Source organism: Streptomyces sp. NPDC026394, from assembly GCF_055567735.1.
In genome coordinates, this window is the sequence record NZ_JBVHPX010000002.1 from 634652 (window position 1) to 654748 (window position 20097).

The window sequence follows — 20097 nt, forward strand, 5'->3', positions numbered from 1 at the left end:
TCCTTCCTCCCTTTCACCTTTCGGAGAGCGACACCAGCATGTCCCAGTCCTTCAATCAATCGGTCATCGCCGAGTTCCGGGCCAACGGTGGAAAAGTCGGTGGCCCGTTCGAGGGCAGTGACCTTCTTCTGTTGACCACCACCGGTGCCACCTCCGGCAAGCCGCACACCGTGCCCCTCGGGTGTGTCCGCGACGGCGGCCTGTTGCTCGTCGTCGGGTCGAATCTCGGCGCACCGGACCACCCCGACTGGTACCGGAATCTGCTCGCGCGCCCGCAGGTGCGGGTGGAGTTCGGCACCGAGGCGTTCGAGGCCATCGCGGTGCCTGTCGAAGGCGAGCGCCGCGACCGGCTGTTCGCGCAGGTGGTGGCCGTGGCTCCCGGGTACGGCGACTATCAGGCGGCGACGTCCCGCACGCTGCCGGTCGTGGTGCTGGAGGCGGCCGAGCCCGAGTACGTGGCAGCGGACGGAGAGAATCCGGCCACCGTCACCTCGCTCGCCGACAAGCTCGTACAGGTGCACACGTGGTTGCGCGCGCAGTTGCGACACGTACACGACGAGGCGGCAGCCCACCTCGCAGCGCGGGCCGCTCATCAGGGGCCGGGCGCGCCGCCGGCTCCGGGGCTCGGGCTGCAGATCCGGCAGCACTGCCTGGCGTTCTGCCAGAGCCTGGAATTCCACCACACCGGCGAGGACGCGCACATACTGCCCGCCGTCGCCCGCTACCACCCCGAACTGCGGCCCGCCATCGACCGGCTCCAGGAGGAACACCGCACCATCACCCGCATCCAGAACGACCTGCTGGCCCTCCTGGCGGACATCGACACCGCCGATCCGGAACGTTTCCTCACCGATCTGGAACGCATGTCCGCCGCATTGCGGGCCCACCTCGCTCATGAAGAGGAGCAGTTGATCCCAGCGCTGGCCGACATTCCGTGGCCGCCGCCCGCACCGTAACCGGCCGGGGCGGACAGAGCGACCAGGGCCGCCAGGCCGGGCACAGCGACCGAGCCCGTCATGGCGGGCACAGCGACCAAGCCTGTCATGGCGGGCAGAGCGACCAGGACGGGCAGGCCGAGTAAGGCGAGCGGGACAGCCTTCAGCTTCTGGGCCGCGCTTTGAGCGCGCCCGGAGCCGCCGGCCCCACGCACCACACCATCAGGACGACCAGCGCGCATCCACCGTACTGGCTCGCGGTGGGGCGTTCTCCGACCGCAGTTCCGAAGCCGATCGCCAGCACCGGCTGAACGAGCAGCAGCGCGGCACCGGTATCGGGCGGCAGTTTCGGCAACGCGGGCGTCACCATCAGCCAGGCGAGTACCTGCCCGACGAGAGCCAGTACCGTCAGCCAGGCCCAGGCGCGACCGTCGAGGGACAGGTCGATGCCCGTCCACGCTCCTCCCAGGAGCGCGGCGGCGGTCGCGGCGGCCGCGGTGGACGTGCACACCGGGCCGACGGTGTGTCCCTGCCCGCCGCCGAGTCGCATCAGGAAGAGGTACCCCGCGTATCCGCAGCCGGCGATCAGCCCGAACACCGCTCCCCGCGCGGGGTCACTGCCCTGGACCGGAGCGCCGACGGCCCCGCTGGCCAGTGCGATTCCCAGCAGCATGACGGGGGCCACGGCAACGAAACGCCGTGGCACGGGGGTACGGGTGAAGAGCCGCGCCAGCAGCGGGTAGATCACCACCTGAATGTTGATGATCACGGTGGTGACGGACGCTCCGACGCTGTGCACCGCCGCGGCCCAGAACACGAAGTCGACGCCGAGCGCCAGGCCTGCGGCCAGGTCCAGGCGCCGCAGCCGCCACGTTCGCCGTCCGGCCGTCCGCCGTTCCGCGAGCGCGAGCGGCACCAGGACGGTCAGTGCGATGGCGCAGCGGAAGAAGGCGGCCGTCCCCGCGCTCGTACCGGACAGTTCGACGAAAGCTGCGGACGCGGAGACGCAGAGGCTGCCACCGATCACCATCCATACGGGCATTCCGCGTATGCCGCCGTCGGGCCCCACTGCACCGGTCCGGCCGGTCCGGCGACCGCCGCTCCCTGAATCCGTCATTTCTCCACTCTGGCCCCCACCACTCATCAACAAAAGCGACGTTCTGTCACCACAACTCGGTACCTCCGCTTACGAGTCACTAACCTGAGCGCGTGATCAACTTGGAGCGACTGCGCGCCCTGGCCGCGGTGGACACCCACGGATCCATCGCACGCGCCGCACAGGCCCTGCACATCACGGCGTCCGGCATGAGCCAGCAGCTCAGTAAGCTGGAACGGGAGTGCGGGCACCGCCTCTTGGAGCCGGAGGGACGCAGCGTGCGGCTGACGCACGCCGGCCGGGTCCTGGCGGATCACGCGGCCGCGGTCATGTCCCGCCTGAGCACTGCCGAACAGGACCTGGCCGCACTGGAGACGGAGGTTCTGGGTCCGCTACGGGTCGGCGCCGTGGGCAGCGCCATCCGTACCCTGCTGCCGACCGCGCTGGCCACTCTGGCCGCGCGCCATCCGCGGCTCACTCCGTCGGTGCGCGACGGCGAAGTGGCCGACCTGCTCCCCGCTCTGCTGCACGGCGAGCTGGACCTGCTGCTCATCGAGAACTGGTCGAACCGGCCACGGCACATCCCGGAAGGCGTCGCCGTCCGGACGATCGTCACGGAGGAGGCGCAGGTGGCGCTGCACGCGGACCATCCGCTCGGCGCCCGGACCGTCCTGCGCCTCGCCGACCTCGCCGGCGTTCCGTGGGCGGCGTGCCCGCCGGGGGCGGAACCGCGCGAAGCGCTCGTACAGGCCTTGCGTACCCACGGCGTCGAGCCGGAGATCCGCTACAGCGTCGGTGACCACGCCACCCAGCTCGCCCTGGTGGCGTCCGGTCTGACCGCCGCGCTCATACCGGACGCGGTGCGGCAGCAGGTACCGCCGGGCGTGCTGTGCGTACCGACCGATCCGCCACTGCGCCGCCATGTGCAGGCGGCCTGGCGCCCTCGTACGGAAACGCCGCCCGTCCGCGCCTGCCTCGACGTTCTCACGCACGCGTCCCGGTCGGAAGAATCCGCCACCGTGCTGAAAGTCGCCTCCGAGGAGAACCGCACGGACGGGCGCGACGTGGGTTAAGTTGACCACCGCTGACGCAAACCTTGGCATGATCACCGGCAGAACCCCTGCCGAGGGAGGGGCAATTCATGGCAGAGTCCGACATCCCGGGCCATGTTTCCGGCCAGCCACCCACACCTCCCCCGCCCCCTCCGCCTCCGCCGCACCCGGGTGCGGCGGACGACGGACCACGGCCGGTGCCGACGACGCCGGAGGAAGCGATGGAAATCGGCCGCCGCTACTTCCGCGAAGTCGGGACACCCGGCGGCCCGTCCGGCCTCTTCGTCCACGAATTCGACGTCGGCTACCTGGTACGCGCGAGCTGGCCGGCGCCGGCGGACCCGCAGGCACCGCCGACCGACCCCGGCGGCAGCAACGTGGCAATCTCCAAGGTCAACGGCGATGTGACCCATCTGCCGAACCATCCGCCGGAGGAAGCAGTGAAGATCTACCACCGCTGGTACCGGCCCAGTACGTCCTGATACGGCACCGCTCGTGACGTACAGGCGATTGAGCCGCTGATGCGGATAATGCCGGTGGCACTTCAGCGTCGCACCGATGTCCGCTCTCGTCGCGGGGGTTGGCAACATCTAGACTTTGGCATGAACATCTCTTTGTGCGTCAGGTGACGGCACGGACAACACGGGGGCGTTGTGGGAGCTGGCGGATTCCAGACCGAGGTGGAGTCGCTGAAGACGGAGGGCACCAACTTCGTCAAGCTGGGCGAGGACTTCCAGAGCTCGGTCAAACGGCTGATGGACGGGTTGAGCGCACTGGGCGCGGGCCCGCCCGGGACCCCGCCGGCGGGCGGCGGCCAGAAGGAGCCGGAGAAGTCGTTCGGTGAGCAGTTCGTCAGCGGGCTGACCACGTTCGACAGCAAGGCCGGGGCGCCGCCGTGGGGAGATGACGAGATCGGTGAGAAGTTCGGCGTCGTCTACGAGGGCGTACGCGACGGCATGTACGAGTCGATGGGCCACCTGTCGTCGAAACTCGAAGAAATCGGCAAGGCGCTGAGTTCCATGTCCAAGAACTACACGGCGGGCGAGGACTTCAGCGAATCGCTGATCAAGCAGCACATACCGAACGAACAGGGCTGGTCGGACCCGCTCGCCGCCCCGAAGGTCAGCGCACGCCTGGACGGGCCGGCGCACCACTGAGCCGGGGTGGGCCGGGGTGAGGCGGTGCGTTCGGTGGGTTCGGGGGCGGTGGCTCACCGCGGTCGGTACTGGACTCCGGGGCGCTCGTCGCTTCCGGCAGCTCATCGATTATCGCGGCGATCGTCGATTCTGCCGGAGCCCGTCGATTCTGCTGACGCTCGTTGACTCTGCTGACGCTCGTTGACTCTGCCGACGCTCGTTGACTCTGCCGACGCTCGTTGTTTCTGGGCGTTCGTCGCTTCAGGCCGTACGCAGCGCCTGGCCGTACGCAGCGTCCGGCCGTTCGCAGCGTCGGTCCGGGCCCCCGGGGTCCGGAGGCTCCTGGGCGACCGCCGCTCCTGAGCCCGCACGCGTCACCGCGCCACCGCCGTCACGCCCACCGGCCCACCGCCCACCACCACCGACACCGCCGCACAGTGGCCGCCGCCGATCCCCGGCGCGCCGAACACGTACTTTCACGGGGGAGCTCCGCCTTGTCTCTCATGCTGCCGGACTCGCTGGAATGGGTTCTGGACATGCTCGGCTTCAACTGGCCGACCGCCGACGAGGACAAGCTGATCGAATGCGCCCAGGTGTGGCGGCAGTTCGCGGCCGAGGTCACCACCCACCAGACGCGCGGCCACACCGCCGCGAGCAACGTCCTCGCGGCGAACGCCGGGGACGCTGTCGAGGGGTTCAGCAAGGCGTGGGAGAAGTTCGGGTCCGGCTCGGGCTATTTCGACGACGCCCGCCAGGCCGCCGAAGTCGTCGCCTTCACCCTGGAGTCCGCCGCAGCACTGGTCATCGGCATGAAAGTGGCGGTCATCGCCCAGTTGGTGATCCTGGCCGCGGAGATCATCGCGGCTCAGGTGGCGGCACCCTTCACGCTGGGTCTGTCCGAGATCGGCGCCGCGGCCGGCACCCTGGCCACCCGCGAGATCGTCCGCCGCCTCCTCAAGGAGGTGGCCAAGCAACTGCTGGACGCGATCGCGGAGGCCGCCAAGGAACCGGTCATCTCCGCGCTGGAGGCCATGGCCTCCGACCTGATCGCCCAGACCGTCAACCAGAACTTCGGCGCCCAGAACGGCTACGACCTCAAGCGCACCGCCAAGGAAGGCATCGCCGCCGGCAAGGACGCCCTGAAGAACACCGGCGAGACGCTCGGCGAGAGCCTGCGCGACGGCGCCGGCCACCGGGCCGGTCACCGCGCACGTCACGGCCTGGACTCCGCCGCCGGTCACGGCGACGGCGCGGGAAGCGGTGGCCCACATGCGGGGGACGGGGGCTCGGAGGACGCCGGCGGAGGCGGTGGCAGGTCCGGGGGCGCGGCAGGGGCCGGAGGTGGAGCCGGTTCCGGTGAGGGAGGTGGCCGCTCCGGTAGCGGGGACAGTGGCGGGAGCAGTGGCGCGGGGGCCGGTGGCGGTACGGGACCGGGCGTCGGAAACGGTTCCGGCACGGGTGGGCCCGGTACGGGTAATTCGGGCATGGGTGGTTCCGGTACAGGTGGATCCGGCAGCGACGGCGGTTCCCGGGCGTACACGGGCGGGGGCGGGACCGGCGACGCCGCCTCCCATGGGGGCGGGGGCACGTCCCACACTCCTCGTCCGGGTGACTCGACCGTCGGTACGGACGCGGAGTCCGGCCGTACGCCCTCCTTCGCGTCCGACAGCTCCGCTCCGGGCCCGGACGGCAATCGCGACGCTCCCCGGGCACAGCCCCTGCCACCCCCGGACCAGCGGTCGCCCTTCGACGCCGGATTCCAGGGCGGAAACGATCACAATCCGTACGGCGGTGCCCACACCGGCAGACCGGACGGGCAGAACACGCCGGCCGCCGACCACAACATCCCTCAAGAGGCCGTCAGCACCCAGCCGGCACCGGACCGCACCCCGGACGCGGTGCGTCCGGACCCGCACGACAACCCCAACAACAACATCACCACCCAACCCGCTCCGGACACCACCCCGGACGCGGCCCGCCCCCATCCGGACAACAACCCAAACAACGTCACCACCCAGCCGGCACACGGACCGTCCCCGGACGCGTCCGCTGCCGCTTCCCAGCAGCAGCACACGCCCGCCCACGAGCCGATGGCGGGCAACCCGCCCAGCAACAACGCCGGAGACGGCAGCGGTAACGGTAACGGTGCGTCGGACAACTCCGGCAACGGCAGCAGCGGCCGTGCGTCCGCTCCCCATGTAAGTGCTCCCTCGCAGGGCGCTCCCGTTCAGCACTCGCCGTCCTCCGGCCAGCCGATCCAGCACCGCGACCCGGCTCCTGGCGACCCCATGCCGACGGTGGACGAGAACGACACCTCCGTCTCCACCCAGTCGGCCGCCACCATGACCGCACCGGCCCCCACCCAGCACACCACCGACCCCAGCAGCGCCGGAACACCATCCACGCCGCAGCAGTCACAGCAGCCGCAGCAGAACGTCGCCCAGTCCGCCGGTCCGGTCATGGGCGCGCCCACCGTCCCCACGCAAGGCACCACCACTCCACACAACACCAGCCCCACTCCCACTTCACGCACCGACCGTCGCCCCGACGGCTCGCAGGCCATCCGCGACATCAGTCAGCAGCGCGACCCCGAGCGTCCCGCCTACAACCGGCGCCTCGACGGCCCTGTCCGTCCCAACCGGACCGAGACGCCCAACCGGACCGAGGCCCCCGCCCATGCCTCGTCCCAGCAGAACTCCCACCAGAACGTCCAGCCTCAACAGCACCAAACACAGCAACAGACACCACAGCCACAGCCACAGCCACAGCCACAGAACGAGCATCCCCATCCCCCACACCAGCCCCCCGTCGCCCAGGACCCCAGCCGTCCGAGCATTCAGCATGTCCGCGCCGGCCTGAACCACGCGCCGAGCGGGCTGTACTCGCCCTACCCGCACGACCAGCAGGCCCTGGAAGCGAACTTCCCGCGAAATCCGGACGGCAGCCCGCGCGCGTTCAACGACCCGTTCCAGCCGTGGGCCCAGTACCAGAACGACGGGGGCCCCACCGTCCTCGGGCGCTCCAACAACTGCGCCGACTGCACCCGTTCCTTCATGGAGTCCTGGTACGGCAACCCGCAGGTGTCCGCGGTCCGTACCTACGACCCCGACGGCAAGGGCGGGATCGACCGGGCCTCCGGCGAACGGGACGGTACCCGCAACATCGAGCAGTGGGCGGGCACCCCGTTCCGCCATTCCGGTCCGAACTCGCAGGACGCGTACGCCAACATCGCCGACGAACTGCGCCAGGCCGGACACGGCGCGGCGGCCGCCGTCCTCGTCACCTGGCCCAATAACCCGGACGGTTCGGGCGGGGGCGCCCATGTCTTCAACGCCGTCAACCACAACGGGCAGGTCGTCTGGGTCGACAGCCAGACCGGTGAGATCAGCCATCAGCCCATCAACACCGCGGCGGACGGCGTCTGGCACCTCACCCTCGACGCCAACCGCGCCCCGTACGACCCCACCCAGGCCCAGGCCCAGAACCACGCCCAAGCCCAGAACCACGCCCAGGCTCAGAACCACGCCCAGGCTCAGAACCAGACCCAGCAGCCGAATCCCCAGAACCAGCAACCGAACCCGCAGAACCCGACCGGCACACCCGACCCCGCCGACCATGCGACGGCTTCCCTGGCGCCCAGCACCCCGGGATCCGACCCCTTCCACGACGCGTACGCCTCCGACACCTCTGACGGTGCCCCTGACAACGCCTCCGACGACACCTCAGACGACGCCCCTGACGACACCTACTACGCACCGTCTCTCGACGACCTGCGCAACGAGCTCCGGGACGGCGAGGGCGGGCTCCTTCCCCCGGACCCACGCGACCAGCAGGCGCTGGAGGAAGCGGTTCCGCTGGCGGAGGACGGCACCTTCCAGCGGTACCCCGATCCGTACGGTGAGTGGGCCGACCTCCAGAACGACGGCGGTATCACCGAACCGGGCCGGGACGACAACTGCGCCGATTGCAGCCGTTCCTTCCTGGAGACCTGGTACGGCAATCCGCAGGTGTCCGCGCCCCGGATGGACGACGGCGGCTTCGGGGAGCGGGACGGGGAGAGCAATGTCGAGCGCTGGCTGGGCGCGGAGTTCCAGCACGCGGGTGACGACGCCCGGTCGTACGAGCGGGTCGCCGAGGACCTGCGCAACGCCGGGCACGGTGCCGCGGCCGTCGTCTGGGTCGGCTACCTCGACGAGGACGGGGAGCCCGGCTCCTCCCACCTCTTCAACGCCGTCAACTACAACGGGACCGTCGTCTGGGTGGACACCCAGTCCCGTGAGGTGATGAGCCGCCCGATCAACACCACGGACGTGGGCGAGGTCTGGCACATCCCGCTGGACGCCGATGCCCGGCCGCTGTACCCCCCGACGGAGGCCGAGGCTCCGGCCTCGGACGCCGACACCGCGGACGCCAACGCCACGTACGGGGACCCGGCGTACGGGGACCCGGGCGGCCCCCGGCCCGCAGCGGAATCCCGCCCCCGTACGGACCCCGGCGGCATCCTCGACCCCGACCCCGAGCATCAGCGCATCCTCGAATCGGCCGTCCCCCGTACCCCGGAGGGCGTACCGCAGCGCCACCCCGACCCGTACGAAGGGAACTGGACCGACTACATCAACCAGCCCGGAGCGGACGCGCCGGGCCGGAGCAACAACTGTGTCGATGTGGCGCTGTCCACGGCCGACACGTATGCCGGCACGGCCACCGTCGCCGGTGCCCGTACCCCCGACCTCACTCCCGGCGGGGTGCCGTCCGACCGTGGCGAAGCGGGCGGCCGGGACCGGCTGGAGAGCGCGCTCGGTGCCCGTTTCACTGACTACGGCAACGGTCGGCAGGCTTTCGACGGCCTGGCGGACACTCTCCGGCGCTCCGGTCACGGCTCTCAGGCCGTCATCGTCACGCAGGGCGCGGACGGCCGTGCGCACGCGTGGAACGTCGTCAACCACAACGGCACGATCACCTACATCGACGCCCAGACGGGCCGCCGCGGTGACGCGCCCCTGCACAGCGGCGACCACGGCGTCTTCGCCATCCCGCTCGACGCCAACCGCAAGCCCGTGCCCGTACCCGGGCCCGTGACGCCGCCCGCCGGGAACGGCGATCCGGGTGCCCGGCGCGACGTTTCTCCCCGTACTCCTGAGCGGCGCCCGCCCGGGAATCCCGCGGGGACCGACGGCACCGGCGACGGGCCCAAGAGCATCTACCGGGAACCCGGTATGCCGGACGGGCAGTCGCCCGACCACCTCCCGGAAAACGTCCGGGTCCTGCCGGACAAGGGCCAGCAAGAGCTGCGCGAGAACCTCGATGTCTACGAGACGGACATGGACACCGTCTACGACCGGGTGCGCGACTGGGTGGCCGACGGCAGCGTCGAAGACCTCATCCGGCATCTGACGCCCGAGCAGGGCGAGCCGGCCGCCGGGCCCGACGGATCACCGGGCGACAAGGGCGAACCGGCGAATGAACCGCCTCGTTCCACCCTGACTTCGGAAGAACTCGGCAACCGGCTCGACGGCTTCGCGGATCTGGACGCCGGTCAGCGGGGCGCGGTGGTCTCGATTCTCGCGCGCCTGAGTCTTTCCTTCCACGAGAGCCACGCCGTCGGGGTCTCGCCTTTCCCGGTGGACCGTCCGTACAAGTGGGAGGACGATCCGGAACGCGAGACGCCGCTGCCCCGTGACAAGAAGCGGCAGAGCAACGACGCGAAGGCCGCGGAGGAATCGCTCTCCCGTGGTGTGAAGCAGCACCGCAAGGCGACGTTCTTGGACGGGAAGGACTTTTCCCGGAACGTACGCGATCACCTTTTCGAGACGCTTCAGGACGAAGGACGGGACCGTTCCGAGCTGAAGGAGGCGGCCGGCGGAGAGGGAGCCACCCATACGCGGCCGGACTTCACCGGGCGGAACTACGCCGTCATCGAGGTGTACGACCCGGTGTCCGGGAAAACGAACTACATCGTCGACAGTTCGATTCCGCCGGGTGAGAAAGGGGTGAGCACCGCGCATTCCGAGCCGCACCTCGTGGGATATGTGAAGCGGCTGAACGAGGCGCGGGGCGGTGACCCGGACCAGCACATCCAGATTCACGCCATGTTCACGGAGCGCGAGCCCTGCGGGACCGTCAAGGGCGCCGGACATGCGGAGTGCTCCCCTTACTTGGTGCACCACTCCGACGGAACCACGGTGCACTACGCGACCACGTACCGCAGCGGAGCCTGGGTTCCGGACCCGGATTCCGACGAACCGCAGAACATGACCAAGGCGGACATCAAGCGCATGGTCGACCAGGAGATCCAGGACCATCTCAACATCGTCGGCGAAATCTGGCTCGAATTGCGCGACGCCCAGCAGGCGAATGCGTCGGGGACGGGACCCGGGTCGGAGAACTGATGCAAGAACGGAAGAACGGGGTTCTTCTTGCACCGTATCCATGGCAACTATCACAATTCCGCAATCCAGTAGGGTGTGACCATGACCGACGGACATGACGAGGAAGCCCATGTCGCCGCGGCCGGCCGGGTTCTGGAAGAGCTTTCGGCGTTCGGCCGCGGGAGCGGAGTGGTCCGGGTGGCCGGTCCGCCCGGTTCCGGGAAGAGCCGGGTCCTGGAGCTCGTCCGCCGGGAGGTGTCCGAGGCCGTCACGATCGACTGTGCCGGGCTGCGCGCCGACGACGTGGTCCTCCGCGTGCTGGACGCTTGCGGGGTACAGCGTCAGCACACGGTCGGCAGGGAAAGCCTCGACGCCCTGGTGAAGCGGGTACGCGGCAGTCACACCGTGCTGCTGGCGAACGTGCAGGGGGCGGGGACGCTCCGGACCACCGACGAACCCGGGCGCATCGCGCGAGCCATGTCCCGGCTGGGCAGAGCGCGACGGGCGAACGTACACGTCGTCATGGAAACGGCCGAGCCGCGCCGCGCGGCGGGCAGCGGGGCATCACCCCACCTCGTCCGCATGGAATCCGGTATTTCCCTTCCCTCCCCCGAGGCGCTGCCCGCCGAAATCCGCGCCTTGACGCTGGGGGAAATTCCCGTCGTCCCCGTCGACGCCTGGAGTGTGCTCTGCGAAAGCCTGGGGATGGACGGCGAACGGAGCGCTCCGGAAGCGCTCGAAGCGCTTCTGCGGCAACACACCGGCTTGCTGCGACGGGTGCCGGACGATCCCGTCACGGGCGGCGGCGTGGCATTCGTCCATGAAGGAGCGGCCCGCGCGCTGCGTCCGTCCGGCCCGGAGGCTGCCGCGGCACACGTACGGATCGGGGAACTGCTCGGAGAACGGCTCTCGACGCGGCCCTGTCCGGAAGGCTGGGCCGGTGGTGATGCGCTGGCGCGGTACGCCGCCCGGGCCGTACCCGGCCATGCCGCGGCTTCCGCGCGCCTGCGCGAAATGGCGGAGGACCGCCGGCTCCTCGCGTGCCTGTCCCCCGCCGCGGTGATGGAGGCCGTACGCGCCGTTTTCGGCAAGGATGTTCCGCCGGACACCGTCGCCGCGGACCTGTGCTTCGTCGAGCGGTTCGCCATGGAGCCGATGCGACAGAGTGAATGGGCCTCCTGGTTGCATCACTTCGCGATCGCCCGGGGGGACGGGGCGGGCGCGGACGCCGTACTGGCTTCGGGTGTCGCGATGCGGTGGCGGACCCTGTGGAGCGATCTGCGTCCGGTGGGGGTTTTCCATGAAGAGGGGAACTTCACCGAAGCGGGCACCCTGGCCCGTCCCTCCGGCATCAGCGAACTCACCGCTACGGAGCAGACGGTCCGCGCGTCCAGCGACGACCTGGGAAGCACGTGGACGTGGTCCCTGCGCTCGGGACAGCGGCTGAGCGTGCCGGACGGTGACGGGGAGGAAACATCGGGCCCGTCCGTCCGGCCCATGGTCAACACCGCCCGCGGCTGGCGCCCCGCTCCGCGGGCGACCGCGACCGCCCGCATGCCGCGCTGCCCGAGGGACATCACGGAGGGCGTACGGGTCGGGAACCTCGCGGTGCTCGGCGGTCGCCGCGGTGTCTTCGCCGTGGAGTTCCTGCCGGACGACCCGGCCGCGCCGGCGGACGAAGCCCCGGTCGAGGGCACGACCGGTGAGACGCCCCCCTGGTACGCGTCCCCCCTCTTGGACGTCCACGCCCGCTCGGTCGCGCCGCGTCCGCTCGCCGACGCCTTCAGGGACCCGTCCGCCGAACTCCTCGCCGCGGTGTTCGGAGCGGACCGTATCCTCCGCCCGTCCGAGTCGGAGCTGCCGGAGGGGTTGCGGGGTACGGAGGCGGCCCGTTGGCTCGTCGGGCGCGGGGTGCCGTTGACGGAGATGCTCACGCTGGACACCCGGCGCCTGCGTACCGAAGGGATCCAGGAGCTACCGGACGCCGACAGCAGTGAGCCGCACTACCGGCTGGGCGAACTGCTCGGTGGCGAGCTGCTGTTGGACGGCACGACCGGTCACGTCCGGTGTGTGTCCGTCAATGTGGAGGAGCAGCTCGCGGCGAGTTCCCTGCCACAGTTCGTCGCCCTGGTGTGCCTGATGAGATGGCACCGCTTCCTGCTGTCCGCGTCGCTCACCGAGGACGGGCGCGAGGCGCGGGCGGAGCTGGAGGCATGGCTCGCCGCGATCGATCCGGCGGCCGCCGCCGGGGAGGTCTGGGACACGCTGCTCAACGAGCCGGGGCTGGAGCCGTAGGCACCCCCGCGCACCGCACACCGGCCCCGCCCCCGACCCAGGAACCAGAGGAAGCCCATGCCCGACACCGGATCTCCCGGCGCCGACCGACCGGTGCCGGCGAACGCCGACGAAGCGCTGGCGATCGCCCGTACGGAGTACGCCCCCGTATGGCCCGACGGCACGCCCGCCCCGTTGCGGGTGCACGAGTTCGACATCGGGTATCTCGTGTACGCGAAGCTGCCGCCCCGGCCGAAGACCGCGCCGGACGGACAGCGCCGCCCGCCGCGGAGCCCGGGCGGGACGTGCGTGGTCGTGGCAAAGGACACCGGGGAGATCAGCAGCGTGCCGCTCCGGCCGCCGTCGGACGCCATCGCGCTGTACCGGAAGTTCTACCGGCCGGACACGCTGTAGTCCGACACACCGCAGTCCCACCCGCCGCAGTACGACGCGCCGGAACCGGGTAGCAGGACCGGCCGGAACCGGACAGCAGGGACCGGCCGGAGCGGGACAGCAGAACTCAGCCCCTCGACGCCGCGATCTGCCGCGACATGATCGTCGTGAGCTCGTACGCCGTGTGGGAGGCCGCCACCGACGTCATCTCGGCGTGGTCGTAGGCGGGGGCCACCTCCACGAGGTCGGCGGAGACCAGGTTGCAGCCGGCCAGGCCGCGCAGGATCTCCAGCAGTTCCCGGGAGGTCAGACCACCGGCCTCCGGGGTGCCGGTGCCGGGGGCGTGGGCCGGGTCCAGGACGTCGATGTCGATGGATATGTACAGGGGGCGGTCGCCGATGCGCTGACGGAGCTGGTCGGCGACCTCGTCGACGCCACGGCGCATGACATCCGCAGAGGTGACGATGCCGAAGCCCATCTTCTCGTCGTCGTCGAGGTCCTTCTTGCCGTAGAGGGGGCCGCGGGTGCCGACGTGGGAGAGGGCGGAGGTGTCGAGGATGCCTTCCTCGACGGCGCGGCGGAACGGGGTGCCGTGGGTGTACTCGGCGCCGAAGTAGGTGTCCCAGGTGTCCAGGTGCGCGTCGAAGTGGAGCAGCGCCACCGGGCCGTGCTTCTTGGCCATGGAGCGCAGCAGGGGCAGCGCGATGGTGTGGTCGCCGCCCAGCGTCATCAGGCGGGCGCCGGTGTCCAGGAGGTCGTCGGCGGCGGCCTCGATGGTCTCGACGGCCTCGTTGATGTTGAAGGGGTTGGCGGCGATGTCACCGGCGTCCGCTACCTGGGCGAGCGCGAAGGGGGACGCGTCCTGGGCCGGGTTGTACGGACGCAGCAGGCGCGACGCCTCGCGGATGGCGTTGCCGCCGAAGCGGGCGCCGGGGCGGTAGGAGACGCCGGTGTCGAAGGGCACGCCGACCACCGCGACGTCGGCCGTGCCCACCTGGTCGAGGCGGGGCAGCCGGGCGAAGGTCGCCGGGCCCGCGTAGCGGGGGACGCGGGAGGAGTCGACGGGGCCGACGGGGCCCGCGGGGTCCTGGGAGGCGCCGGAAGCGGCGGATGCGGTGGTCATGGGGTGAGCGTAGGCAGCGGGGCCGGGAGTGCCCATGGACATTTGTGGCGATGTACCGCCGGTCGATGGACATCACGTCCATCGCCGGGTGCTTCAAGGGACAATGACCTCATGCCGATACTGCCGCCTGTTCCCAGCCGCACCGAACTCGTCGACCATCTCGTACGGACCCGGATCGCCGGTGAGGTCGCCACTCCCCGCGAGAACAATCTCGACCACTACCGCAAGCTGGCCGACGGAGACCGCCACTACTGGCTCGGACTCGAACTCGGGGACCGCTGGACCGACGAGCAGGACGTGCTCGCCGTGATGGCCGAGCGGTGCGGCGTCAACGACGACAGCCGGCACCGGATGGGCCAGGACACCATCGATCCCGAGCTGACGGTGGACGCCCTGGACCGCGCGGCCGCCCGGCTGCGCAAGGCCGCCGCCGGGCGTGAACGCGTGCTGTTCGCGACCGGGCACCCGGGCGGGCTGCTGGACGTGCACCGGGCCACCGCCGAGGCGCTGCGCGCCCAGGGCTGCGACATCGTCGTCGTGCCGGACGGGTTGCAGGCGGACGAGGGGGTGGTGTTCCAGTTCGCCGACGTGGCGATGCTGGAGCGCGGCGCGACGCTGTGGCACACCCACTCCCCCGCGCCGATGACCGCCGTACTGGACGGGCTGGAGCGGGCGGGCGAGGCGCTGCCCGATCTGGTCATGGCCGACCACGGCTGGGCCGGGTGTGCGGGCCGGCGCGGTCTCGACGCCATCGGGTTCGCGGACTGCAACGACCCGGCGCTGTTCGTCGGCGAGGCGGAGGGCACGCTACAGGTGACGATTCCGCTGGACGATCACGTCCTGAGCCCGCGGTACTACGACCCGCTGACGGCGTACCTGCTGGGCGCGGCGGGGCTGCTGGGCTGACCGGCCCGGGGGGCGGCACGTGGGACGCACCACGTGCCGCGCCCCCGCACACCCGCGCCGCTCCTGACCTCAGCGATGCCCCGCACTCCTGCGGCGCTCCTCGCTCTCGCGCCGCGCATCACTCCCGAGGCACCCGGATGACCCCCTCCTGGATCACCGACACCGCCAGTTGCCCGTTCGCCGTGAAGATCCGGCCCTTGCCCAGTCCCCGCCCTCCCTGCGCGGTGGGCGACTCCTGGTCGTACAGCAGCCAGTCGTCGGCCCGGAACGGCCGGTGGAACCACATGGCGTGGTCCAGGCTCGCGCCGACCACGTCGCCGACCGCCCAGCCGCCGCGCCCGTGGGCGAGCAGCACCGAGTCCAGCAGGGTCATGTCGGAGACGTAGGTGACCAGGCAGATGTGCAGCAGCGGCTGGTCGATGGCGCCGTCCAGCTTGCCGTGCGTACGGAACCAGACCTGGGAGCGCGGTTCGCGCGGCTCGCCCGCCGTCCCGAACGGCGGCGCGTCCACGTAGCGCAGGTCGACGGCGGCCCGCGCCTCCAGGAGCCGCTGGGCCACGCCGGGTTCGCGGAAGCGGTCGGCGTAGCGGGGCAGCATCTCGGCTGCGGTGGGCAGGGTCAGCGGATCGGGTGCGTACGGCATCGGCTCCTGGTGCTCCATGCCCTCCTCGTGCACCTGGAAGGAGGCGGAGAGGTGGAAGACCGGCTGGCCGTGCTGGACGGCGACGACGCGGCGGGTGGTGAAGGACCGGCCGTCGCGGATGCGGTCGACGGTGTAGACGATGGGCGCGCCGGGGTCGCCGGGCCGCAGGAAGTAGGCGTGCAGGGAGTGCGGCGGACGGTCCTCGGGGACGGTGCGCCCGGCGGCGACCAGGGCCTGGGCGGCGACCTGTCCGCCGAAGACCCGGGGGACGACGGACGGGCGGCTGGTGCCGCGGAAGATGTCCTGCTCGATGGGCTCCAGGTCGAGCTGTTCGAGCAGGGCGAGCAGGGCGTCGTTCACGCGCGTACGGCTTTCGTTCGGGCTGCGGCGCGCGGGCTCGGACGCCGGCGCGGCAGCGGGCCGTGGGGCCTCACAGCCCCATGGACTTGGCGACGATCGAGCGCATGACCTCGCTGGTGCCGCCGTAGATGCGGGTGACGCGGGTGTCGGCGTAGAGGCGGGAGATCGGGTACTCCTGCATGTAGCCGTAGCCACCGTGCAACTGGAGGCACTTGTCGATGACGACGGCGGCGCGCTCGGTGGTGAAGAGCTTGGCGGAGGCGGCGTCTGCGGCGGTGAGATCGCCCGCGTCGTGGGCGTCCAGGGCGCGGTCGACGACGGCCTGCATGGCGTCCACCTCGGACTTGCAGTCCGCGAGGACGAACTTGGTGTTCTGGAAGGAGGCGACGGCCTTGCCGAAGACCTCGCGCTCCTGGACGTACTCCTTGGCGAACCGGACGGCGGCGGCTGCCTGGGCGTAGGCGCCGACGGCGATGCCGAGACGTTCCTGCGGGAGGTTCTGGCCGAGGTAGGAGAACGCCTTGCCCTCCTCGCCGAGGCGGTCCTCGACGGGCACCTTGACGTCGCTGAAGGACAGTTCGGCGGTGTCGGAGCTCTTGAGACCGAGCTTCTCCAGCTTGCGGCCGACGGCGTAGCCCTCGGAGGTGGTGTCGACGACCAGGAGGGTGATGCCGCCGCGGCGGTCCTCCGGGGTGGGGGCGGCCGTACGGGCGCAGACGATGACGCGGTCGGCGAGGACGCCGCCGGTGATGAAGGTCTTGGCGCCGTTGAGGACGTAGTGGGTGCCGTCCGCGGAGAGCTTCGCGGTGGTCTTCATGCCGGCCAGGTCGGAGCCGGTGCCGGGCTCGGTCATGGCGATGGCGGTCATCATGTCGCCGGAGACGAACGGCGGCAGCCAGCGCCGCTTCTGCTCCTCGGTGGCGTACTTGAGGAAGTACGGGAGGCAGAGGGCGGTGTGCACGCCGGAGCCGCCGAAGCTGACGCCGGCCCGGGCGCACTCCTCGGTGATGACGGCGTTGAACTTGAAGCTGGTCTGGCCGGCGCCGCCGTACTCCTCCGGGACCTCGATGCCGAAGACGCCCAGTTCGCCGAGCTTCTTGTAGAAGTCGCGGGGCGCCTGTCCGGCCTGCAGCCACTCGTCGTAGACGGGCACGACCTCGGCGGCGATGAAGTCGCGGATGGTCTCCCGGAACGCCTCGTGATCCTCGTTGAACACCGTACGACGCATCCGCCGCCTCCTCAGGTCCGCCGGCCGGCCACCACCGACCCCTCGACTAAGCGCTTGCTCAGCCGAAAGCTACCCGCCGGTCAGTGAGACTGTCCAGAGGCGCCCGAAGGGGCCGGGAGCCCCCCGGACCCGCCCGCGCCGTCGCCCGCACCCCCGCTCGCACTCCCGCTCACGCGCCCGCTCGCACCTCCGTCCGCGCCCGCCGCCGCGAACGCCCCCCGGGCCAGCCGGTGCAGCAGCGCCGCCATCTCCGTACGGCCCGGGAGGGCGCCGGGGCGGCTGAGGTGCGGGGTCGAGTTGAGCAGGCCGAACACGGCGTGCACGGAGGCGCGCGCGTCCGCCTCGGCGTACGCCGGGTACACCTCGCGCACCACCTGCACCCACAGTTCCACGTACTCGCGCTGGAGACGCCGCACCCGCTTGCGGTCGGCCTCGCGCAGCCGGTCCAGCTCGCGGTCGTGGACGGTGATCAGCGGGCGGTCGTCGAGGGCGAAGTCGATGTGCCCCTCGATCAGGGCGTCCAGCACCGCGGCGGGGCGGTCGCCACCGGAGGCGGCGCGGATGCGGCCGCCCTCCAGCAGTCGTTCACTGATACCGACGAGCAGCTCGGCCAGCATCGCGTCCTTGCCGGCGAAGTGCCGGTAGAGGCCGGGCCCGGAGATGCCGACGGCGGCACCGATCTCGTCCACGCCGACGCCGTGGAACCCGCGCTCGGCGAAGAGCCGGGCCGCCTCCTTGAGGATCTGCTCGCGTCGGCTGGTGGCTGCCGGGGCGTGTGTGCTGCTCATACAACCGATTGTAGACAGGCGGGTTAGTGGTCGTTAACCTGGGAGAAATGAAGTTAACGCCCATTAACGGCCGGGCGATCCCCGGCGTCCGCGGCAGCCGTACGAAGGAGCTGTGGTGAGGGAGCCGAAGGAGGCGGGGGCACGGATGCGGATGGACCCGGCGGAAGTGGCACCGGTGCTGGACAGCACGGCCGACCCGGCGTCGGACACCTGGCGCGCCAACGAGGCCGCCCACCAGGAGCTGGCCGAGGACCTGCGCGCCCGGCTCGCCGCGGCCCGCCTGGGCGGCGGCGAGAAGGCCAGGGCCCGGCACACCGCGCGCGGCAAGCTGCTGCCCCGCGACCGGGTGGACGCGCTGCTGGACCCCGGCTCGCCGTTCCTGGAGCTGGCGCCGCTGGCCGCGGAGGGGATGTACGGCGGTGCCGCGCCGGCCGCGGGCGTGATTGCGGGCGTCGGGCGGGTCTCCGGCCGCGAGACGGTGATCGTCGCCAACGACGCGACGGTCAAGGGCGGCACGTACTACCCCATGACGGTCAAGAAGCACCTGCGCGCCCAGGAGGTGGCGCTGGAGAACCGCCTCCCGTGCCTGTACCTGGTCGACTCCGGCGGCGCCTTCCTGCCGATGCAGGACGAGGTCTTCCCCGACCGTGAGCACTTCGGGCGGATCTTCTACAACCAGGCCCGGATGTCCGGCGCGGGCATCCCGCAGATCGCGGCGGTCCTCGGCTCCTGCACGGCGGGCGGCGCGTACGTCCCGGCGATGAGCGACGAGGCCGTGATCGTGCGGAACCAGGGCACGATCTTCCTGGGCGGCCCGCCGCTGGTGAAGGCCGCGACCGGCGAGGTCGTCACGGCCGAGGAGCTGGGCGGCGGCGAGGTGCACTCCCGTACGTCCGGTGTCACCGACCACCTCGCCGAGGACGACGCGCACGCGCTGCGCATCGTGCGCACCATCGTCTCCACGCTCGGCGGCCGCGGCCCACTGCCCTGGACGGTGCGGCCCGCCGAGGAGCCCAAGGTGGACCCGGCCGGGCTGTACGGCGCGGTGCCCGCCGACTCCCGTACGCCTTATGACGTACGGGAGGTCATCGCGCGCGTCGTGGACGGCTCCCGCTTCGCCGAGTTCAAGGCCGAGTACGGCACGACACTGGTCACCGGTTTCGCGCACATCCACGGCCACCCGGTCGGCATCGTCGCCAACAACGGCATCCTGTTCTCCGAATCCGCCCAGAAGGGCGCGCACTTCATCGAGCTGTGCGACCAGCGCGGCATCCCGCTGGTCTTCCTCCAGAACATCTCCGGTTTCATGGTCGGCCGCGACTACGAGGCGGGCGGCATCGCCAAGCACGGCGCGAAGATGGTCACGGCGGTGGCGTGCACCCGCGTCCCCAAACTGACGGTCGTCATCGGCGGCTCGTACGGCGCGGGCAACTACTCGATGTGCGGCCGGGCCTATTCGCCCCGCTTCCTGTGGATGTGGCCGAACGCGAAGATCTCGGTGATGGGCGGCGAGCAGGCCGCCTCCGTCCTCGCGACGGTCAAACGCGACCAACTGGAGGCGCGCGGCGAGGAGTGGAGCGCCGAGGAGGAGGCCGCCTTCAAGGCCCCGGTCCGCGAGCAGTACGAGACCCAGGGCAGCGCGTACTACGCGACCGCGCGCCTGTGGGACGACGGGGTCATCGACCCGCTGGACACCCGCCGGGTGCTGGGGCTGGCCCTGACGGCGTGCGGCAACGCACCGCTGGGCGAGCCGGGCTACGGCGTCTTCCGGATGTGAGGGGAGTGCGGGGAGTGA

The 20097-nt window shown here is 71.0% G+C and carries 14 protein-coding genes; 9 read left to right on the forward strand and 5 right to left on the reverse strand.

What is annotated here, in order from left to right:
- The first annotated feature begins 38 nt into the window (after positions 1-38).
- On the forward strand, positions 39-956 hold the full coding sequence (locus ACZ4QV_RS06865) for a nitroreductase/quinone reductase family protein (protein WP_467762650.1): 918 nt from the start codon (positions 39-41) through the stop codon (positions 954-956).
- Positions 957-1098: 142 nt separating this feature from the next.
- Here ACZ4QV_RS06865 and ACZ4QV_RS06870 read toward each other — a convergent pair whose 3' ends face one another.
- Positions 1099-2052 (reverse strand): DMT family transporter, encoded by a 954-nt coding sequence (locus tag ACZ4QV_RS06870; protein WP_361633214.1) that lies wholly within the window; start codon positions 2050-2052, stop codon positions 1099-1101.
- Between the two features lie 92 nt (positions 2053-2144).
- On the opposite strand from ACZ4QV_RS06870, the gene ACZ4QV_RS06875 reads away from it, so the two are divergent.
- The 6 genes from ACZ4QV_RS06875 (at position 2145) to ACZ4QV_RS06900 (ending at position 13275) form a co-directional block, all read left to right on the forward strand.
- Positions 2145-3104, forward strand: coding sequence for a LysR family transcriptional regulator (locus tag ACZ4QV_RS06875; RefSeq protein ID WP_467762651.1), 960 nt, complete (start codon positions 2145-2147; stop codon positions 3102-3104).
- 176 nt (positions 3105-3280) lie between these two features.
- Positions 3281-3565 (forward strand): hypothetical protein, encoded by a 285-nt coding sequence (locus ACZ4QV_RS06880; protein WP_361582606.1) that lies wholly within the window; start codon positions 3281-3283, stop codon positions 3563-3565.
- A gap of 171 nt (positions 3566-3736) precedes the next feature.
- A complete protein-coding gene (locus ACZ4QV_RS06885; protein WP_361144547.1) occupies positions 3737-4240 on the forward strand; it encodes a hypothetical protein in 504 nt (167 codons plus the stop codon).
- A 482-nt stretch (positions 4241-4722) separates the two neighbouring features.
- Positions 4723-10608 carry a toxin glutamine deamidase domain-containing protein gene (locus ACZ4QV_RS06890; RefSeq protein ID WP_467762707.1) on the forward strand — a complete coding sequence of 1962 codons (5886 nt, stop codon included), beginning with the start codon at positions 4723-4725 and terminating at the stop codon, positions 10606-10608.
- An 81-nt stretch (positions 10609-10689) separates the two neighbouring features.
- Positions 10690-12882 (forward strand): SUKH-4 family immunity protein, encoded by a 2193-nt coding sequence (locus tag ACZ4QV_RS06895; RefSeq protein WP_361633202.1) that lies wholly within the window; start codon positions 10690-10692, stop codon positions 12880-12882.
- Between the two features lie 57 nt (positions 12883-12939).
- Positions 12940-13275, forward strand: coding sequence for a hypothetical protein (locus tag ACZ4QV_RS06900; protein ID WP_361144552.1), 336 nt, complete (start codon positions 12940-12942; stop codon positions 13273-13275).
- 106 nt (positions 13276-13381) lie between these two features.
- Here ACZ4QV_RS06900 and speB read toward each other — a convergent pair whose 3' ends face one another.
- Entirely contained in the window at positions 13382-14377 is a 996-nt protein-coding gene (speB, locus tag ACZ4QV_RS06905) for an agmatinase (protein WP_361144555.1), read from the reverse strand.
- Between the two features lie 111 nt (positions 14378-14488).
- Here speB and ACZ4QV_RS06910 point away from each other — a divergent pair, with 111 nt between their 5' ends.
- On the forward strand, positions 14489-15283 hold the full coding sequence (locus ACZ4QV_RS06910; protein ID WP_361144558.1) for a phosphatase: 795 nt from the start codon (positions 14489-14491) through the stop codon (positions 15281-15283).
- 118 nt (positions 15284-15401) lie between these two features.
- On the opposite strand, the gene ACZ4QV_RS06915 is transcribed toward ACZ4QV_RS06910, so the two are convergent.
- From ACZ4QV_RS06915 to ACZ4QV_RS06925, 3 genes are all read right to left on the reverse strand, one after another.
- Entirely contained in the window at positions 15402-16286 is an 885-nt protein-coding gene (locus ACZ4QV_RS06915) for an acyl-CoA thioesterase (protein WP_361633199.1), read from the reverse strand.
- Positions 16287-16356: 70 nt separating this feature from the next.
- A complete protein-coding gene (locus ACZ4QV_RS06920) occupies positions 16357-17514 on the reverse strand; it encodes an acyl-CoA dehydrogenase family protein (RefSeq protein ID WP_361144563.1) in 1158 nt (385 codons plus the stop codon).
- Positions 17515-17594: 80 nt separating this feature from the next.
- The gene (locus tag ACZ4QV_RS06925) at positions 17595-18302 is read right to left on the reverse strand and encodes an SACE_7040 family transcriptional regulator (protein ID WP_361144566.1); all 708 of its coding nucleotides are present in this window, start codon (positions 18300-18302) and stop codon (positions 17595-17597) included.
- A 151-nt stretch (positions 18303-18453) separates the two neighbouring features.
- Between ACZ4QV_RS06925 and ACZ4QV_RS06930 the strand changes: the two genes are divergently transcribed.
- A complete protein-coding gene (locus ACZ4QV_RS06930; RefSeq protein ID WP_467762708.1) occupies positions 18454-20079 on the forward strand; it encodes a carboxyl transferase domain-containing protein in 1626 nt (541 codons plus the stop codon).
- Positions 20080-20097: the final 18 nt, after the last annotated feature.